Genomic DNA, 18,987 nt, shown 5'->3' on the forward strand with positions numbered 1-18,987 from the left:
GCACGGCGCGCGTTGCTTTCGACGCGAACCCGCTCTATATGGCGATTTTAGCGGAGCTTAAGATGGCAGACGCAGACGACGTGCTTTCCGCCGAGGCCGACGACCATTTCCATGACGAGTGCGGTGTGTTCGGCATTTTCGGCCGGCAGGACGCAGCGGCCATCGTCACACTCGGCCTGCATGCGCTGCAGCATCGCGGCCAGGAAGCGGCCGGCATCGTTTCCTACGACGGCACCCAGTTCCATGTCGAACGCCATGTCGGCCTGATCGGCGACACTTTCACCAAACAGCGCGTCATCGACAGCCTGCAAGGCAACCGCGCCATCGGCCATACGCGCTACGCCACAACCGGCGGCGCCGGCATGCGCAACATCCAGCCCTTCTTTGCCGAACTCGCCGATGGCGGTTTCGCCGTCGCTCACAATGGCAATTTGACCAATGCCATGACTGTGCAGCGCGCGCTGCAGAAACAGGGCGCGATCTTCTCCTCCACTTCCGACACCGAAACGCTCCTGCATCTGGTCGCGACCAGCAAGGAGCGCGACCTCAACTCGCGCTTCATCGATGCGGTGCGGCAGGTCGAGGGCGCCTTTTCGCTGGTGGCGATGACCGCCAAGAAGATGATCGGCTGCCGCGACCCGCTCGGCATCAGGCCATTGGTGCTCGGCGATCTCGACGGCGCCTGGATCCTGGCCTCCGAGACCTGCGCGCTCGACATTATCGGCGCGCGTTTCGTGCGCGACCTGAAACCGGGCGAAATGGTCGTCGTCACCTCCAAGGGCATCGAAAGCCTGTTTCCGTTCGAGCCGCAGAAGACCCGCTTCTGCATCTTCGAATATGTCTATTTCGCTCGGCCGGATTCCTCGGTCGAAGGCCGCAACGTCTATGAGGTGCGCAAGCGCATCGGCGCCGAACTGGCGCAGGAAAATCCGGTCGACGCCGACATCGTCGTGCCGGTGCCGGATTCGGGCACGCCGGCGGCGATCGGCTTCAGCCAGGCGGCCGGCATCCCCTTCGAGCTCGGTATCATCCGCAACCACTATGTCGGCCGCACCTTCATCCAGCCGGGCGATTCGATCCGCCACATGGGCGTCAAGCTGAAGCACAACGCCAACCGCCGCATGATCGAGGGCAAGCGCGTCGTGCTGGTCGACGACAGCATCGTGCGCGGCACCACCAGCCAGAAGATCGTGCAGATGGTGCGCGATGCCGGCGCCAAGGAAGTGCACATGCGCATCGCCTCGCCGCCGACCAGCGCCTCGTGCTTCTACGGCGTCGACACGCCGGAGAAGTCGAAGCTCCTGGCATCGCGCATGTCGGTGGAGGAGATGGCCGAATTCATCCGCGTCGATTCGCTCGGCTTCCTCTCGATCGACGGGCTCTACCGCGCCGTCGGCGAAGCCAGCCGCGACAACGACCAGCCGCAATTCTGCGACGCCTGTTTCACCGGCCAGTATCCGACCCGCCTGCTCGACTTCGAAGGCCACGACAACGTCCGCACGCTGTCGCTGCTGGCGAACAGCGGGGCATAGGATTGCCAGGCCGTCATTTGCCTTCGGGGGCGTCTCGCACCTACCTCACGGACATTCTCGCATGACCCTCGACCTTACCGGCCGCGTCGCGGTCGTCACCGGCGCCTCGCGCGGCATTGGTTATTTCATCGCCAAGGAATTGGCCGCCGCCGGCGCGCATGTGATCGCGGTCGCGCGCACCGTCGGCGGGCTTGAAGAACTCGACGACCAGATCAAGGCGGCCGGCGGCCAGGCGACGCTGGTGCCGCTCGACCTCGCCGACATGGCCGGCATCGATCGGCTGGGCGGCGCCATTCACGAGCGCTGGGGCAAGCTCGACATTCTGGTCGCCAATGCCGGCGTGCTCGGTGTCATCTCGCCGATCGGCCATGTCGAAGCCAAGACCTTCGAAAAGGTGATGACCATCAATGTCACCTCGACCTGGCGGCTGATCCGCTCGGTCGACCCGCTGCTGAGGCTTTCGGATGCCGGCCGCGCGATTTTGCTTTCCTCCAACGCCGCGCATTCGGCACGCGCCTTCTGGGCGCCGTACGCAGCGTCGAAGGCAGCGGTCGAGACCATGATGCGCTCCTGGGCGCATGAGACGCAAAGCCTGCCGCTGCGCGTCAACGCCGCCGACCCCGGCGCCACCCGCACCGCCATGCGCGCGCAGGCCGTTCCCGGCGAGGATCCGGCAACACTGCCGCACCCCTCAGAGATCGCCAAACGGATCGTGCCGCTGGCAAGCCCGGACCTGAAAGAGACGGGGCTGATCTTCCAGGCCAAGCACAACCGCTTCGTCGCCTACAGGCAACCGGAATAACTTACACCTCGTTCGACGGCTCCCAGAACCGCTGCCCGCATTCAGGTGGTCTATCTCAGGGATTAAAAAGGCCTCCGGCTACGTTCTTCGAACGTAGGATATTCGAAATCGGAGGACCGATATGCGCAGACTTCTTCTTCTCGTTGCCGCCACCGCGGCCGCCCTCGCCGCGACTGCCGGCACAGCCCTGTCACAAGATGCCAAGATGAGTTTCTTCGTCACCAGCGCCGGCCCCGGCAAGGGCGGCGATCTCGGTGGCCTGAAGGGCGCCGACGCACATTGCGCCTCGCTCGCCGATGCGACCGGTGTCGCCGGCAAGACCTGGCACGCCTATCTCTCGACCAGCACCGAGGACGCGCGGGATCGCATCGGCAAGGGTCCCTGGTTCAACGCCAAGGGCGAGAAGATCGCCGACGATGTCGCCTCGCTGCACAGCGACGCCAACGGCATCACCAAGCAGACCGCGCTCACCGAGAAGGGTGAGACCGTCAATGGCCGTGGCGATACACCGAACCGTCACGACATGCTGACCGGCTCCAAGCCCGATGGCACCAAAATCGCCGACCAGACCTGCAGCGACTGGACGATGAGCGGCGCCGAAGGGGCTGCCATGATGGGCCACCACGACCGCACCGGGCTCGACGATTCGGCTGCGGCAAAGTCCTGGAATTCCTCGCACGCCTCGCGCGGCGGCTGCGGCCAGGAGGCGCTGAAGGGCACCGGCGGCGACGGCCTGTTCTACTGTTTTGCAACCGACTGAGGCGGTAGCCATCAAGAACCGGAGCAGAGCCCGCCTTGTCATCACGCGGCTGTGATCTCCAGCGCAAAGGCTGCTCCGTGGTCATGCTTTCGTCATTTCCACGGAGTTGTTAGGATCGCAGCGACTCCCGCAACAAGCGCCCTCTCGGGCAGAATAAGGAAATCCCCATGGCTACGACCGCAGCGTTGGTCTGGTATCTGGTAATCGCCGGCCCGCAGGGGGGCATGGTCGTGCTGCCCAGCACCTTCGACAAACGCGAACAGTGCACCGCCGCCATCACCGAATATCAGAAGCAGCCGACGCCGGCCGGCTGGTCGGTGCAGTGCGTGCCAAGCGCCTCGCCCTTCACCGACGAAGGCGATGCCGAAGAGCCGTCCGCGCAGTGATGAGCGTAATCTCCCCCCTTGAGGGGGAGATGGCCGGCAGGCCAGAGGGGGTCGCCGCGCGTGGAGCGCTGACCTCCTCTGCCGGCAAAGGGGCGTCGCGTCAGGATGTTCCGATCCCCCTATGTCGCCTTGGGCGACATTTCCCCCTCAAGCGGGAGATCTTCAGCGCCGTGCGCTCACCGTCAGTTCAGGTTTCTGATTGATGGTCTGAAACACCACGCAATAGCGCTCGGTCAGCTTCAGCAGCGAATCGATGCGCTCTTGCGGCTCGTCGGTGTCGAGACTGAAATTGAGCCGGATGGCGCGGAAGCCGACCGGCGCATCCTTGGCGACACCGAGCGTGCCGCGAAAATCGAGGTCGCCTTGGGCCTCAACCGTGGCAGCCCCAAGCTTGAACTCGAGCGCCGTCGCCACGGCCTTCAGCGTTACGCCGGCGCAGGCCACCAAGGCCTCGAGCAGCATGTCGCCGGAACACAGCTCCAGACCGGAGCCGCCGGTCGCCGGGTGCAATCCGGCAATCGCAAGGGCCCTCCCCGTCTCCACCTTGCAGGCCACCGACTGGTCGTCGATCGAGCCTCTTGCCTTCAACGTGATCAGCGCCTGCGAAGCATCGTCGCGATAGGCCTGCTTCAGCGGGGCCTGCATGGCCTTCAGTTCCGTGGCGTCCATTTTGTTGCCCTTTCCCGACTGCTTGTTTCGTGCCGTGAATAATGGTCCGAAATCGGGTGCTTGTCACAACCCGCAGCAAGAATCTCGAATTGGTAAAATCGAGCCACCCATCCATGCCCTTTGACTTCGACCGCCGCGGCCATACCTATGCGGGAGTCGTTCTCGCGGAGACATCATGTCGCTCAAGCTGAAACTGATCGCCCTGCTGATGCTTGCCGCCTTCACCCAGCCTGTCCTGGCGGATACGGCGGAGCGTCCGGCGCCCTCGGGCGGCGTGCTGTCCCTGCTGCCGTCGCCGCAGACCACCAGGCATTCCATCACCCTCGCCGGGCGCAAGCTGGACTATCAGGCAAGGGCCGGCACCTTGCCGCTGGTTTCCGGCAAGGGCGACGTCACAGCCGCGATATTCTATGTCGCCTATACGCTGGAACCACCGGCAAGCGCGGCCAAGGGCCCGCAGCGGCCGGTCACCTTCGTGTTCAATGGCGGCCCTGGAGCAGCGTCCGCCTTCCTGCATATCGGCGCGCTTGGTCCGCGCGTGATCGCCACGGGAGCCGGTGGCGAATTCCTGCCCCCGCCGCAAAGGCTCATCGACAATCCGGACAGTTGGCTCGACCTGACCGACCTCGTCTTCGTCGATCCCGTCGGAACTGGATACAGCCGCGAAGCACCGGGCCAGGACACGCACGACTTCTGGGGCGTCAACCAAGATGCCAGCTCGATAGGTGCCTTCATCCGGCTCTACCTCGCGCAGAACGGCCGCACCGGTTCGCCGCTGTTCCTCGCCGGGGAAAGCTACGGCGGCTTCCGTGCGGCGCTTCTGGCCAGGACATTGCAAGAGGATATCGGCATCAGTCCGAACGGCATCGTGCTGATCTCGCCGGCGCTGGAGTTCACACTGGTGCGGCCCGACGAATTCGAGCCGTTGCATTGGGCCCTCGAATTGCCGTCGCTGGCGGCCGTGCGCCTGCGCGCCGAAGGCGTCAAGGGCGATGCGTTGCGGGAGAAGCTGGCCGAAGTCGAACATTATGCGCTGGGCGATTATCTGACGGCGCTCACCAGCGGGCTGGAGCAAGGCGGGCGACTGGCGAGCCAGCGCGTGGCCGACATCACCGGCCTGCCGCTCGATCTCGTGCAGCGCAACTCCGCCCGCATCCCGACCGACCTGTTCGCAAGGGAGTTCGCCCGCGCCAGCGGCAAGGTGCTCAGCCCATACGACGCCATGATCGGCACCGCCGACATCGCGCCCGAAAGCGCCCGCGTCGTCGGTCCGGATCCAGTGCTCGACCGCAGCGTGCCGGCATTGACCTCGGCTTTCGTCGGCTACGCCCGCGACGAACTGAATTTCCGCACCGATGTCAGCTATCGCCTGCTCAATAACGAAATCAGCCATGGTTGGGATTACGGGACGAGCGCCTCACGGCAAGGCTATGCCGGGGTAATGGACGACCTGCAGCGAGCACGCTCGCTGAATCCCGCGCTCGGCGTCGTGATCGTCAACGGCTACACCGATCTGGTTACGCCTTATCTGGCCTCGCGCTACCTGGTGAATCAAATCCCGTCGCTTGCCGATGCAAAGCCCATCCATCTCGATGTTATCGAGGGCGGGCATATGATGTATTTCAGCCCCGACGGTCGACGCGCTCTGAAAGAGGCCGCCTCGGAACTCTACCAGGCAACGCAGTAAGCTTCGCGACAACGCGCGCGATCAACCTCTGCCCCAACGCAAGCTCCGGGCTGGCGCAGCGCCGCGCCGACTTTCGCCCGTATAGCTTGGAGCCGGGCCTGACATTCCAGGCCGCTCGCACCGCTTCACAGCACTTGCTGTCGCTTCCTGCAACACTGGTCCCGCACCCTATGGCCGATGTCGCCATTCTCGAAACGCGTGAAAGGGTTCTCGCCGGGATCTTTTTGACCGGTGCGGCCTATCTCCTGTTTTCGACGCAGGATGCCTCGATCAAGCTCTTGGTCACCGGCATGACCGTCTGGCAAATCATGTTCTTCCGCAGCATCACCATTCTCGGTGCCTGCGCGGCAATCGGCGGACGAGCGCTGTTTGCCGACACGGTGCGCTCGCCGATCGTGCGGCCGATGCTGGTGCGCAGCGCCTTCACGCTTGCCGCCTGGCTCTGTTACTACAACGCCGCACGCAGCCTGCAGCTCGCCGAACTGACCACCGTCTATTACGCGGCCCCGATCATCGTCACCGTGCTTTCGGTGTTCCTGCTCGGCGAAAAGGTGCCGATGCTGCGCTGGCTGGCGGTCCTGATCGGCTTCGCCGGTGTCTTTGTCGCCTGTGATCCTACCCATCTCGGCCTGTCCGTGCCGGTGCTGCTGGTGCTGACAGCCGCCTTCCTGTGGGGCATTGCCATCGTGCTCCTGCGCAAGACCGCGCTTGCCGAACGCTCGATGATCCAGCTTCTCCTCAACAATTTCTATTTCCTGCTGTTTTCGGCAGTGCCGGCGCTGTTGTGGTGGCACACGCCGGACCTGCCCCAGCTGCTGCTTCTCGCCAGCGTCGGGGCGCTCGGAGGCCTGGCGCAATATCTCCTTTTCGAGGGCATGAAGCGGACGCCGGCCTCGATCCTCGCGCCGCTCGAATACACCTCGCTGCTGTGGGCGTTCGCGCTCGGCTTTGCGATCTGGGGCGATGTGCCGCGCCGTGAAGTCTTCCTGGGCGCCGCCCTTATCGTCGCCGCCGGCCTGCTGATCGTCGGCGGCGAGCATTTCCGCAAGCGGCTGTGATGCGCATCACTGCTGACGCTACGATGTCAGGTGGGAGCGGCGTAGGCTGATGGCATGACTGATGTGACAGGCACCACCGACACTGTCGCCGAGCGCACGCTGGGCATCATTTTGGTGTCTTGCTCAGCGGCCGTCTTCGCGCTGACCGGCGTGCTGACAAAATCAATCCATGCCGATCCGCTGACCATCATCTGCTGGCGCGGCTTTGTCGGTTCGATCCTGATCAGCCTCTATGTGCTGTGGCAGCGACACCGCTCCGGCGGGCGCGAGAGCCTGCGATTGGGCTGGCGCGGCTGGCTGCTGGCGGTGGAAGGCGCGCTGGCCAGCATCGCCTTCATCTCGGCGTTCAAATTCACTTTCGTCGCCAATGTCACCGTCATCTACGCCACCGCACCTTTCGTCACCGCGCTGCTGGCCTGGGTTCTGACACGTGAACCCTTCCGCATGCAGACCATGCTCGCCGCTGCCGTGTCGCTTTGCGGCGTGGCGATCATGGTCTGGTCCAGTTTTGGCACCGGCAACCTGTTCGGCGACGGACTGGCGCTGCTGATGACCATCGGCAGCGGCCTCTACATGATCATGGTGCGGGCCTTCCGCGACACGCCCGTGGTGTGGGCCGGCGCGGTATCGGCCTTCCTGTTGTTCCTGCTCGGCTGGTTCGTCACCGATCCGCTGGCGGTCTCACCAAGGGATGCCGTCCTGCTTGTCACCTTCGGCGCATCTTTCGCGCTGTCGTCGATCCTCTGGACGGAAGGCGCACGGCTCATCCCGGCGGCCGAATCCGGGCTGCTCGGCTCGGCCGAAGTGCCTTTCGCCATCCTGTTTGCCTTCCTGTTCCTGGGCGAGATCGCGCCGGCGGCCAGCCTGGTCGGGGGCGCCATCGTGCTCTGCGCGGTGTTTGCCCATGCCGGCCGCGATTGGCTGGCGGCCCGCGGGCAACGGACAGCGTCAAATATTTCTTAAAAAATTTTCGAAGTCATGGAACCATCATCGGGTTCAGGCATTATTGGTGCGACGGGCCACCCCCAAGTCCCCCCAAACCCCTCGGCCCGTCTTACTCCAAGCCGACCGCAAGGTCGGCTTTTTCTTTTCTAAATAGGGGCCCGACCGCAAGGTCGGCTTTTTCTTTGCTAAATGGGGCCCGACCGCAAGGTCGGCTTTTTCTTTGCGAGTAAACGCGAGTCCGGACAAGTCTTGGCCAATCAGCCAAGTGCCCCGGACAGCGCCAGGTTGCCGCGGAGCAGTGCCGCCAGATCGTTCGCTAGGCCATCGGCGCCGGCGCGCAGCCGGATCGCGAACTCAGCCATCGGAACCTGCGGCAGGCCAAGCTCGCGCGGTGCCTCGACAATGCCGGAATGGGCAAAGCGCGCGGTTCGCAACGTCAGCGCGACACCGGCATTCACCGCGGTGCGCAGGCCGGCAAGGCTGGCACTGCCGGCAGCGATGCGATAACGCCGGCCAGCCGCATCGAGTGCCGCAAGCGCGGCCTCGCGAAAGCCGCAATAGGGATCGAGCAGCGCCAGCGGCAGCTCTTCCTGGCGCGAGGCCAATCCTTTTTGCGAGCATAGCCATATCATAGGCTCGCGCAGGACGCCGACCTCGTCCGCCATCGCCGACTGGCGCATGACGATCGCCAGGTCGAGATTGCCGGCCTGCAGCGCCTGCGCCAGCTCGGCTGAGCGGCCGACCCGCAATTCGATCCTGACGCGCGGATGGCTGGAGGCGAAGGCGCGCAGCAGCTCCGGCAGGCCGCTGTCGGCGAAATCCTGCGTGGTGCCTATGGCGACGCGCCCGGCGGCGCGCGCGCCTTTCAACGCCAGCCACGCCTCGCGATGCACGGCTAGGATGCGCCTGGCGTGGCCGACGAGATCCTCTCCGGCCGGCGTCAGGCCACGTCCCCGCCCCTGCGGCGCCAAAAGCGGCTCACCGACGATCTCCTCCAGCCGCTGCATCTGTGCGGTCACCGCCGAAGGCGAGCGGCCGACGCTGGAAGCCGCCTGCGCCAGCGAGCCGCTGTCGGCGAAAGCGAGGAAGGTTCTGAGCAGGTCGGGATCGAGCGTTTCCATAATTCGATTTTATCGAACCTTCAGTAAAAAACAATTCGATTTTTTTGATCCGATAATGATGACATGGTCCCTTCGACGGCGATCGGACGCCGCTCAAACCAGGAGAAGAAAAATGCCAATCATCAATGTCAGCGTCACCGGCAAGCCCGACGCCGCCCTATCCGCCAGGATTGCCCGGGAATTGACCGAGATCACCGCGACGCAGCTGCGCAAGGATCCGACGATCACCGCCGTTGCCGTGTCCTATATCGATCCGCAGCATTGGTTCGCCGGCGGCAAGTCGCTGGCCGAGCATGGCACCAACACGTTCTGGCTCGACATCAAGGTGGTCGACGGCACAAACACCAAGCTCGAACTGGAAGCCTACCTCAAGGCAATCTTCGATGCCTTCGGCCGCCTGCTGGGCGGCGTACATGAAGAAAGCTATGCCTTCGTTCATGAGGTGCCGGCGGCCGCCTATGGCTATGGCGGCAAGACGCAGGAGTTCCGCTTCATCAGCGGACGGTTGAAGGCGGCTTAGCGCCTTCTTTCCCTTCTCCCCTTGCGGGAGAAGGTGGATCGGCGCGCAGCGCCGAGACGGTTGAGGGGTGCGTGACGGAGCGCCGTCGGTGCCAAGCTGGAACACCCCTCATCCGTCGCCTCCGGCGACACCTTCTCCCACAGGTTGAGAAGGAAGACCGTCCTCATCCGCATTGACCTTGCTCCCACATCGTCTACGCTCTGCCCGACGCGGCCGCAAAAGAGCCGCGATGACAAAGTCGTTGGGAGAGACGCGGCATGATCCTGACACTGGCGTTGCTCGCGGGTCTTGTCGTGGCCTGGCTGCTGATCGGCGTGGTGGAGAAATTCCGCCTCGGCCTGCGCTTCGCCCAGGCGCTGCTCTATGTGCCGTTCAAGCTCGCCTACCGGGTCAGCGACAACCGCATCAGGATCGCGCGCAAGGCACAGGTACCGGTCATCTACGTCATCTCGCACCAGTCGCGCTTCGAACCGGCGCTGATGCTGTCGCTGCTGCCTGACGACACGCTGCATATCCTCGACGAGGTCTCGGCGCGCTCGCCCTGGCTCGAACCCTGGCGCGAGCTTGGCCGCACCATCGCCTTCAACGCCGAACATGTCTTCGTCAGCCGCCGGCTGGTGCGCGTGCTGAAGGGCAAGGGGCGGCTCGCCGTCTATCTGCCGGATGCGGTCGAGCCCGACGTCAAGACGTTTCGGCTGTTTCGCGCCGTCACCCGCATCGCCATGCAGGCCGACGCCCGCATCGTGCCAATCTTCGTCGCCGGCGCGCGCAGCCTGCCGGTGTCGCTGACGCCGGCGGACAAGGCGCCACGGCATTGGTTTCCGCAGCTGTCGATCAGCGTCCTGGAGCCGATGACCATCGCCGAACTGGTGGCACGCAACCCCGACCAGGCCTCGAACACCAATGCGCTTTTCGACCGTGTCGCGGAGGCTCGGCTTTTCGGGAGCAACCTCGATCGCGGACTGTTCCTGGCCATGCGCGATGCTTCCGATCGTGTCGGCGCCTCGCATCCCATCATCGAGGATGTCATCTCGGGCGCGCTGAGCTACCGCAAGATGTTCATCGGCGCGCGAGTGCTGGGCAGGCGCTTCGAGGCGGTCACCGCGCCGGGCGAAGCGGTAGGCGTGATGCTGCCCAACGCCAATGGCGTCGTGCTGTCCTTCGTCGGGCTCCTGTCGGCAGGCCGCGTAGCGGCGATGATCAATTATACGGCCGGACCGGCGAGCGTCACCGCGGCGATGCGCACGGCGATGATCCGCACCGTCATCTCATCGCGCGCCTTTGTGGAAAAAGCTGACCTCGCCGATATCGTCGTCGCGGTCGAAAAGGGCGGCGCGAGGCTGCTGTGGCTGGAAGACCTGCGGACCAGCGTCACCGCGCTGGACAAGCTTGCCGCCGCCCTGCTGTGGCGCTGGCCTCTGCAGCGGCAGGACGCGGCCAAGCCGGGCGTCATCCTGTTCACTTCGGGCTCCGAAGGCACGCCGAAGGCGGTTGTTCTGTCACAGAGGAACCTTCACGCCAACGCCATGCAGGCCGAGGCGCGCATCACCATCTCGCCGGCCGACATCCTGCTCAACGTGCTGCCGGTGTTCCATTCCTTCGGCCTGACGGGCGGCACCATATTGCCGCTGGTCACCGGGGTAAAACTGTTCCTCTACCCCTCGCCGCTGCACTACAAGATCATCCCCGAGGTCGCGCGCAAGGTAAAACCGACCGTCATGTTCGGCACCGACACGTTCCTCGCCAATTATGCGCGCACCGCCAAGGATGGCGATTTTTCCAGCCTGCGCTTCGTCGTTGCCGGCGCCGAGGCGGTGAAACCGGAAACCCGCCGCGTCTATCGCGAGCGCTTCCAGGCCGAGATCATCGAAGGTTTCGGGCTGACCGAAGCCGCGCCCGTGGTTGCCGTCAACACCGCGATCCACGGCCGCGACGGCACGGTCGGCAGGCTGCTGCCGGCGATGCGCATGAAGCTGGAGCCGATCGAAGGCATCTCGGACGCCGGCCGGTTGTGGCTCGACGGGCCAAACCTGATGATGGGCTACATGACCGCGGATCGGCCCGGCAAGCTGCAGCCGCTGACCGGCTGGCACGATACCGGCGACATCGTTGCCGTCGACCGCGAAGGCTTCATCGCCATTCGCGGCCGCGCCAAGCGCTTCGCCAAGATCGCCGGCGAGATGGTATCGCTGGGCGCGGTCGAGATGCTGGTACAGTCGCTGTGGCCGGAAGAACGCCATGCGGCGGTAGCGGTGCCGGATAAGCGGCGTGGCGAGCGCATCGTTCTGGTCACCACCGCCGACGATGCCAATCCCGACGAATTGCGCAAGTTCGGCAAGCAGGCTGGTGCGGCCGAATTGATGGTGCCGAACGATATCGTCAAGGTCGAGGAAATCCCCGTGCTGGGGTCGGGCAAGACGGACTACGTCTCGACCCGCAAGCTGGCGATCGACAGGCTGGGGCTCGGCGTCGCGGCCTGAGACAGATCAAGGACTTCGGCGGACCTTCTATCCTATGTCCGAAGGCGGCACCTTCTCACCTTCGAGCTTGGCCCGCTTGGAGTAGGCACGCACGGAAAACGGCAGGAAGATCAGGTAGCCGGCGACCGACGCGGTCAGCGTGTACCAGGGATAGGTCATCAGCAAGAGAACGTAGAGCACGACCGCCAGGATGACGGGCAGCACCCGGTCGCCGGGGATCTTGATGCTCTTGCCGGAATAGACCGGCAACCGGCTGACCAGGAGGAAGGCGACCAGCACGGTGAAACCGGTGGCGATGAAGGCAGCCGGGCGGCTTGGCTCCAGCCCGAGCCGCAGGAAAGAGAGATAGAGCGGCAGCATCACCAGCACAGCACCAGCCGGCGCCGGCACGCCGACGAAATATTCGGACTGCCATATCGGGCGGTCGGCCTTCTCGTCGTCGAGCACGTTGAAGCGGGCGAGCCTGAGCCCGCAGGCGATGGCGAACAGCAATGCCGCGATCCAGCCCGGCGAGCCGGCGCGATCGAGCAGGAAGGCATAGAGCACCAATGCCGGGGCGACGCCGAAATTGACGATGTCGGCCAGCGAATCCATCTGCGCGCCGAATTTGGAGGTTGCCTTCAGCATCCGCGCCAGGCGGCCGTCGATGCCGTCGAGGAAAGCGGCCAGCAGCACCATCACCACCGCCGGTTCGAAGCGGCCTTCGAAGCCGAAGCGGATGCCGGACAGGCCGGCGCAGATGGCAAGCACGGTGACGAGGTTGGGCAGCACCATGCGCATCGGAATCTCGCGGATGCGCGGACCGCCGCTCGCATGGGCCTCGAACTTCTTATATTGCGTGCCCACGGCTCAGGAAATCCGCACGAGAGGCGTACCGGCGACGCCACCGAATTCGGCCAGCACGGTTTCACCGCCGACCGCTGTCTGGCCGACGGCAACGCGCGGCGTCGCGGTCAAGGGCAGGAAGACGTCGACGCGCGAGCCGAAGCGGATCAGGCCGAAACGCTCGCCGGTGCCGATCGAGCCGCCCGCCTCAGCCCAACAGACGATGCGGCGCGCCACCAGACCTGCGATCTGGACGGCGGCGATCGTGCCGTTGGGGCTTTCGATGACCAGGCCGTTGCGCTCGTTCTCGGTGCTGGCCTTGTCGAGCTCGGCGTTGAGGAATTTTCCAGGCCGATGTTCGATCTTGACGATACGGCCGCGTACCGGGGCGCGGTTCACGTGGCAGGAAAAGACATTCATGAACACCGATATGCGGGTCATCTCGACATTGCCGAGGCCAAGTTCGCGCGGCGGCACAGCCGGCCCGACCGCCGAGATGATGCCGTCGGCGGGGCTCACCACAAGGCGGTCGTCAATCGGGGTGACGCGCTCGGGATCACGGAAGAAATAGACGCACCAGGCGGTCAGGATCAGGCCGATCCAGAACAGGATCGACGAGAAGTAGCCAAGGAAAAGCGTCGCCGCGCCAAAAGCCGCGATAAAGGGATAGCCTTCGCGATGGATCGGTACGAACGCGTTCTTGACCGTATCGACAAGGCTCATCGGGTGTAAACGGGCTCCGTTTCAGGTGGGGCCTCAATAGCCGAAAGCCCCCCTCGCCGCAACGCAACAATGGCTGGCGCGGGCGAACGGGCAAGGGCCCGCTGTATCCGGATGGCCGGACACTCTGTCTTTCGTGAAGCCGCGACCGGCTTGCATGCCCATGCCATTGCCGTCAGAATTCCGGCCCACGTGGCACCAACGTCCATCTCCATGCAACCTTCTTCCCGAGCGAAATGCAGTGATCGCAGGGGCCAGGATGACGTTCCAGCCCGATCTAACTCGAACAGTTTATTCGCCAGCTGCGGCGCTCAGGTCGAAGTGTTCCTCAAGCTCATTTCGATAAGCTTCCACCAGACTTTGCTCATTGCCACCGCGTAACATCACGCCACGGTCTGGGTACGACTGGAAGAGAAACGCGTGACCACCTGCCATCACCACCCAATTCACCACCGGCCCTCCTTCGTTCTGCACGACAGAATTCGCCGACACGACTGCGTCAGTTGGATCGAATCCAGCCTTCCGCAGCAAAAGATCGACGGCTACTGGCGCATGATATTCCTCGGCCAGTTCGATTACCTTTGCTATCGTTTGCGCATCGGCTTGACCGAGCTTGCGACCGACGCGAGGCGCACCAGCAGCGAGTATATTTTCACCCGGTTGCGCAATTGGCCGAACTTCCGGAGCGATATATCCATAGACAGCCGCATGGGTGTCGGTGGAGACGCAAAGGCGAAGCTCCTCTGCGTTGGTGCGCAGTTGAAAAGCTAATTGGGTCTCGCCCTCGACATCCAACATCCTCGCCACGCCAAGCGATAGTTTGACCTCGGGCGGTAGCGCATTGGCGCACGCGAGGCCGACTCCGACATCGCGCGTGCGAAACATCTGACCGACCAGTTCGCTGACCGATCGATGGAGAAGCCGGGATTCGCGCAGAGGATTGGCCATTGCCAACTGGAGGATAGCTTCATCGTAATCATCGTCGTCGACAATCTGCAGATCGGGCCATGATGCGATCCAGAGCGCCAATAGATCGATTATCGGAGAAGCCTCATCGGCGCCGTAGAAAGCATCATCAAGCGTGTCGAGAAAATCGTCGCGCCCGCCCTCGAAGCCGGTCTCTTCCGAGGCTTCGTCAGGGTGTTCGGAGACCCAGACGGACATCTCTTCCAGAGTCGCCAATTGCCCCTTCGCGCCAATAGCAATGAGGCCGGCACGAGCGTTGGCGACCATCACATCGAACTCACGGTCGGCATTGTGGATGAATTGACTATGACCGCCGTTATTCACCTCGGCGGAATATTGATCGGCATGGGAGACGTGCATCGCCTTTGGGTCGATTTCAAAATGGCGATAGAGCCCTTTAAAAACCATAGCGTGAATAAATTTTTCGACTGCCAAGACGAGTTGAAAAGGCTTCTCAACGGCTTTGTCCACGGTTGAACGAGGCACGATTACCAACAGCCCGGCTTTCGATGCCTGTCCTACGGCAGGAAGTGGGATTCCCGACGGCTTCTCGGAATTCTTCTTTGGTCTTCGCGAAAAAAAACCGAACATCCAAATACTTCCCTAAACTCTAATAGCGAACAATATCACCAGGTCAGAAAGATAAAAGGGCTCAAGATTGATCTACCGCACTTGCATAGGAAGATTTGTGTCGAAATTCCTGACTGCGGTGTCGGCACCCCATCGGCTCGACCGTCCTTGGTAGGATAACCGGCAAGGAGCCCCTACATGCAGCAGTCACCTGCCCCCCAAGCGCATCTCATCACCGCCGGCCTCGCTTTCGGCGAGTCGCCGCGCTGGCATGACGGACGGCTGTGGCTTTGCAACTGGGGCACCGGCGAGATCATCGCCGTCGATGCCGAAGGCAACCGCGAGATCATGCTCACGGTGCCGGCCGTCCTGCCCTACTCCATCGACTGGTTGCCGGATGGTCGTCTGCTCGTCGTCTCGGGCCGGGAAGGCTTGCTGCTGCGGCAGGAAGCCGATGGCAGTCTCGTCACCCATGCCGATCTGCGCGGCCTCTCGAAAAGTCCGTGGAACGAAATCGTCGTCGACGGCCGCGGCAACATCTATGTCAATGGCGGCGGACCGGCGCCGGCTCCCGGCGAGCATTTCGGCCCGGGCACGATCGTGCTGGTAACGCCGGATGGTGCGGTCCGGCAGGTGGCAGAGAATATCGCCTTTGCCAACGGCATGGCGATGAGCCCGGACAACAAGACGCTGATCATCGCCGAATCCCACGCCAGCCGGCTGACCGCTTTCGACATCGCCGCCGACGGTACCTTATCCAACCGACGCGTCTGGGCCGAACTCGACGGTTACCCCGACGGCATCTGCCTCGATGCCGAAGGGGCGGTCTGGTACGCGGATGTTCCCAACAAGCATTGCGTGCGGGCGCGCGAAGGCGGTGAGGTCTTGCAGACCGTCACCGTCGATCGCGGCTGCTTTGCCTGCATGCTGGGCGGCGCGGCCAGGCGAACCCTGTTCATCGTCGCCGCGGAATGGCGCGGCTTCGAGCACATGGTCAGCGAGGCCCGGACCGGCCAGGTGCTCAGCGCCGAGGCGCCGGCACCCGGCGTCGGCTGGCCCGGCTAGAGCCCCGGAATCCGCTGATAGTTGGCGATGTCGGCCCGCACTCCGAGCCGGGTGATCGTCTCCTGCGGGTTGAAGGCGATGCGCTCTTGCGCGGCCTTGACGATCGGCACGACCTTGTCGACAGCCGCCTGGCTTTCCCATTCGACGATCGTGACGAGATTGAACTCGCCCGGCCCCGAAAATTGCTCGAGCAGGTAATCCTGCACGAAACCCTGCTGTTGGCGCAGCAATTCGTGCGTGGTCCTGACCTTGACGAGGATCTCGTCGCGGGCGGCGGCCGGGACGACGAACTTGTCCACCCTGAACACGCTGCCGCTGTTACCGTTATGATTTGTGGCGCTCATTTCGATTCTTCCGTTCCTGGATCATGGTGTTTGCGGGCTCCTGGAACGGCGTACAATCTCAACTTAAGTTGAGGTCAAGCGGTGTTTTGAAACCTTTTCCTTCTCCCCTTGCGGGAGAAGGTGGATCGGCGCGCAGCGCCGAGACGGATGAGGGGTGCGTGACGGAGTGAGGCGTTGGTGTTCCCTGGAACACCCCTCATCCGACCTCGCTTCGCGAGGCCACCTTCCCCCACAAGGGGGGAAGGAAAAACCTACGACACCTCCGACGTCCGCCGGCGAACGATGACGCCAAATTCGTCGCTCTCGCGAGCGCGGCGCAGGCGCTCCTCGGCCTCGGTCGCTTCGCGCTGGCGATCCCACATCGAGGCATAAAGGCCATGCTGGCGCATCAACTCGATATGGGTGCCGCGCTCGGCGATCTGGCCATCCTTGAGCACGATGATCTCGTCGGCCGAAATCACCGTCGACAGGCGGTGGGCGATGACGATGGTGGTGCGGCCCTTGCTGACGAGGTCAAGCGCGGCCTGGATCTCCTGCTCGGTGTGGCTGTCCAGCGCCGAGGTCGCTTCGTCGAGCATCAGGATCGGCGGCGCCTTGAGGATGGTGCGGGCAATCGCGACGCGCTGCTTCTCGCCACCGGAGAGCTTCAGCCCGCGCTCGCCGACCATCGACTTGTAGCCGTCGGGCAATTTTTCGATGAACGGCCCGATCTGGGCAAGTTCGGCGGCCTTGCGCACCTCCGCCTCGCTCGCACCGACGCGACCGTAGCGGATGTTGTAGGCGATGGTGTCGTTGAACAGCACCGTGTCCTGCGGCACCATGCCGAGCACCGCGCGCAGGCTCTCCTGGGTGACATCCCTGATGTCCTGGCCGTCGATCAGCACCTGGCCACCCTGCACGTCATAGAAGCGGAACAGCAGCCGCGAGATGGTCGACTTGCCCGCACCCGACGGCCCGACGATGGCGACCGTCTTGCCGGCTGGCACCTCGAAGCTGACGCCCTTCAGGATCTTCCGGTTCGGATCATAGGAGAAATGCACGTCGCGGAACTCGACCTTGCCGGCGCTGACAACCAGAGGCTTTGCATCGGGCTTGTCGACAATCTCCTGCGGCACGTCGAGCAGGTCGAACATATGCTCGATGTCGGTGAGGCCCTGGCGGATTTCGCGGTAGATGAACCCGATGAAGTTGAGCGGCACGGAGAGCTGCACCAGCATGGCGTTGATGAAGACGAAATCGCCGACCGACTGCGTGTGAGCCTGGACCTCCAGCGCCGACATGCACATGACGACCACCGTGCCGAGGCCGAAGATTGCGCCCTGGCCGAAGTTCAGCCAGCCGAGCGAGGTCCAGGTCTTGGTGGCGGCGATCTCATAGCGCGCCATCGAGCGGTCGAAGCGCTCGGCCTCCATGGCCTCATTGGTGAAATACTTGACCGTTTCGAAATTGAGCAGCGAGTCGATCGCCTTGGTGTTGGCGTCGGTGTCGCTGTCGTTCATGTCGCGGCGGATCGAGATGCGCCAGTCGCTGGCCTTGACCGTGAACCAGACATAGACGCAGACGGTGACCGCCACCACGGCCACATATTTCCAGCCATAGGTGAAGCCGAAGATGCCGGCGGTCAGCGCGAATTCGAGAATGGTCGGCGCCGTGTTCAGCATGATGAAGCGCACGATCGTCTCGATGCCCTTGGTGCCGCGCTCGATGATGCGCGACAGGCCGCCGGTGCGACGCTCCAGGTGAAAGCGCAGCGACAGCTGGTGCATGTGCACGAAGGTGCGGAAGGCAAGCTGGCGCACCGCATGTTGTCCGACGCGGGCAAACAGCGCGTCGCGCAGCTGGTTGAAGCCGAGCTGAACGAGCCTCAGCACATTATACGCGACGACCAGCATCACCGGGGCAAGCAGGAAGGAAGGCAGCGGCGGCGGTGTTTTGAAGCCGCCCGCCAGCGCGTCGGTCGCCCATTTGAAGAAATAAGGACCGGCGACCAGTGTCACCTTGGCGACGACCAGCAGCAGTGTCGCCCAGGTCACCCTCGCCCTGAGGTCGGCCCGGTCGGCCGGCCACATATAGGGCCACAAATTGCGCAATGTCGTCAGGGTCGAGGTGTCGGCGGAGACGGTTTTTTCGGCCAATTTTCTTGCCTTTTGGGTGAGAGGGTCAGCGGCCGGAGCAGCAGGAATCGACGAGTGCGCCCAGCGATGCCGATATTTCGGCAAGTGCCGCGCGATCGACCGCGTAGCGCGAGCGCTGGCGGTCGGGCTCGAACCGGACAAGGCCGGCCTCGACCAATATCTTCAGATGCTGGGACACCGTCGACTGCGCCAGGTCGAAACGATCGACGACCTCGCGGCAACAGCAGGAATTGCTGGCCGAGAGGTGTTTTATGATTTCGATCCGCGCCGGATGCGACAACGCCGCAAATCGCGCCGCGACAGCGCGACTATCGGAGACGCAGTTGGGTAAAGCGACGGTGGCGCGGTCTGGTTCAAGGACGGATTCTGTCATCGTTCATCGGCGATAGACGATGGAGTGCA

At 63.7% G+C, this 18,987-nt stretch carries 18 protein-coding genes; 10 read left to right on the forward strand and 8 right to left on the reverse strand.

What is annotated here, in order from left to right:
* Positions 1-62 precede the first annotated feature (62 nt).
* The 4 genes from purF (at position 63) to AC0NIH_RS25790 (ending at position 3,480) form a co-directional block, all read left to right on the forward strand.
* Positions 63-1,532, forward strand: a complete 1,470-nt coding sequence (gene purF, locus AC0NIH_RS25775; RefSeq protein ID WP_023779649.1) for an amidophosphoribosyltransferase — start codon at positions 63-65, stop codon at positions 1,530-1,532.
* Positions 1,533-1,593: 61 nt separating this feature from the next.
* On the forward strand, positions 1,594-2,334 hold the full coding sequence (locus AC0NIH_RS25780) for an SDR family NAD(P)-dependent oxidoreductase (protein ID WP_013896314.1): 741 nt from the start codon (positions 1,594-1,596) through the stop codon (positions 2,332-2,334).
* Between the two features lie 121 nt (positions 2,335-2,455).
* Positions 2,456-3,094: a hypothetical protein gene (locus AC0NIH_RS25785; protein WP_473462389.1), complete on the forward strand. Its 639-nt coding sequence runs from the start codon at positions 2,456-2,458 to the stop codon at positions 3,092-3,094.
* A 167-nt stretch (positions 3,095-3,261) separates the two neighbouring features.
* Positions 3,262-3,480, forward strand: coding sequence for a hypothetical protein (locus AC0NIH_RS25790; protein WP_337108040.1), 219 nt, complete (start codon positions 3,262-3,264; stop codon positions 3,478-3,480).
* 162 nt (positions 3,481-3,642) lie between these two features.
* On the opposite strand, the gene AC0NIH_RS25795 is transcribed toward AC0NIH_RS25790, so the two are convergent.
* Positions 3,643-4,149, reverse strand: a complete 507-nt coding sequence (locus AC0NIH_RS25795; RefSeq protein ID WP_473462392.1) for an OsmC family protein — start codon at positions 4,147-4,149, stop codon at positions 3,643-3,645.
* Between the two features lie 175 nt (positions 4,150-4,324).
* On the opposite strand from AC0NIH_RS25795, the gene AC0NIH_RS25800 reads away from it, so the two are divergent.
* The 3 genes from AC0NIH_RS25800 (at position 4,325) to AC0NIH_RS25810 (ending at position 7,857) form a co-directional block, all read left to right on the forward strand.
* Positions 4,325-5,836: a S10 family peptidase gene (locus AC0NIH_RS25800; RefSeq protein ID WP_473462394.1), complete on the forward strand. Its 1,512-nt coding sequence runs from the start codon at positions 4,325-4,327 to the stop codon at positions 5,834-5,836.
* Positions 5,837-6,006: 170 nt separating this feature from the next.
* A complete protein-coding gene (locus AC0NIH_RS25805; RefSeq protein ID WP_473462397.1) occupies positions 6,007-6,894 on the forward strand; it encodes a DMT family transporter in 888 nt (295 codons plus the stop codon).
* Positions 6,895-6,948: 54 nt separating this feature from the next.
* Complete coding sequence (locus tag AC0NIH_RS25810) at positions 6,949-7,857, forward strand: DMT family transporter (protein WP_473462400.1); 909 nt, start codon at positions 6,949-6,951, stop codon at positions 7,855-7,857.
* A 239-nt stretch (positions 7,858-8,096) separates the two neighbouring features.
* On the opposite strand, the gene AC0NIH_RS25815 is transcribed toward AC0NIH_RS25810, so the two are convergent.
* Entirely contained in the window at positions 8,097-8,960 is an 864-nt protein-coding gene (locus tag AC0NIH_RS25815; RefSeq protein ID WP_473462403.1) for a LysR substrate-binding domain-containing protein, read from the reverse strand.
* 112 nt (positions 8,961-9,072) lie between these two features.
* Here AC0NIH_RS25815 and AC0NIH_RS25820 point away from each other — a divergent pair, with 112 nt between their 5' ends.
* Together AC0NIH_RS25820 and AC0NIH_RS25825 are read left to right on the forward strand one after the other, a co-directional pair.
* Entirely contained in the window at positions 9,073-9,480 is a 408-nt protein-coding gene (locus AC0NIH_RS25820; RefSeq protein ID WP_473462406.1) for a tautomerase family protein, read from the forward strand.
* Between the two features lie 257 nt (positions 9,481-9,737).
* Positions 9,738-11,960 (forward strand): AMP-binding protein, encoded by a 2,223-nt coding sequence (locus AC0NIH_RS25825; protein WP_473462409.1) that lies wholly within the window; start codon positions 9,738-9,740, stop codon positions 11,958-11,960.
* 27 nt (positions 11,961-11,987) lie between these two features.
* On the opposite strand, the gene AC0NIH_RS25830 is transcribed toward AC0NIH_RS25825, so the two are convergent.
* From AC0NIH_RS25830 to AC0NIH_RS25840, 3 genes are all read right to left on the reverse strand, one after another.
* A complete protein-coding gene (locus AC0NIH_RS25830; RefSeq protein WP_411969357.1) occupies positions 11,988-12,806 on the reverse strand; it encodes a CDP-alcohol phosphatidyltransferase family protein in 819 nt (272 codons plus the stop codon).
* 3 nt (positions 12,807-12,809) lie between these two features.
* Positions 12,810-13,508 (reverse strand): phosphatidylserine decarboxylase, encoded by a 699-nt coding sequence (locus tag AC0NIH_RS25835; protein WP_023768567.1) that lies wholly within the window; start codon positions 13,506-13,508, stop codon positions 12,810-12,812.
* A 288-nt stretch (positions 13,509-13,796) separates the two neighbouring features.
* Complete coding sequence (locus AC0NIH_RS25840) at positions 13,797-15,062, reverse strand: DMP19 family protein (RefSeq protein ID WP_198028501.1); 1,266 nt, start codon at positions 15,060-15,062, stop codon at positions 13,797-13,799.
* Positions 15,063-15,239: 177 nt separating this feature from the next.
* On the opposite strand from AC0NIH_RS25840, the gene AC0NIH_RS25845 reads away from it, so the two are divergent.
* Positions 15,240-16,106, forward strand: a complete 867-nt coding sequence (locus tag AC0NIH_RS25845) for an SMP-30/gluconolactonase/LRE family protein (RefSeq protein WP_473462412.1) — start codon at positions 15,240-15,242, stop codon at positions 16,104-16,106.
* On the opposite strand, the gene AC0NIH_RS25850 is transcribed toward AC0NIH_RS25845, so the two are convergent.
* The 3 genes from AC0NIH_RS25850 to AC0NIH_RS25860 all read right to left on the reverse strand — a co-directional run bounded on the left by AC0NIH_RS25850 (position 16,103) and on the right by AC0NIH_RS25860 (position 18,958).
* Entirely contained in the window at positions 16,103-16,450 is a 348-nt protein-coding gene (locus AC0NIH_RS25850) for an antibiotic biosynthesis monooxygenase family protein (protein ID WP_473462414.1), read from the reverse strand. The genes AC0NIH_RS25845 and AC0NIH_RS25850 overlap by 4 nt on opposite strands.
* A gap of 251 nt (positions 16,451-16,701) precedes the next feature.
* Positions 16,702-18,585 (reverse strand): ABCB family ABC transporter ATP-binding protein/permease, encoded by a 1,884-nt coding sequence (locus tag AC0NIH_RS25855; RefSeq protein WP_473462417.1) that lies wholly within the window; start codon positions 18,583-18,585, stop codon positions 16,702-16,704.
* A 25-nt stretch (positions 18,586-18,610) separates the two neighbouring features.
* Positions 18,611-18,958: an ArsR/SmtB family transcription factor gene (locus AC0NIH_RS25860; RefSeq protein WP_031258692.1), complete on the reverse strand. Its 348-nt coding sequence runs from the start codon at positions 18,956-18,958 to the stop codon at positions 18,611-18,613.
* Positions 18,959-18,987: the final 29 nt, after the last annotated feature.

The organism is Mesorhizobium sp. WSM1386 (assembly GCF_055901595.1).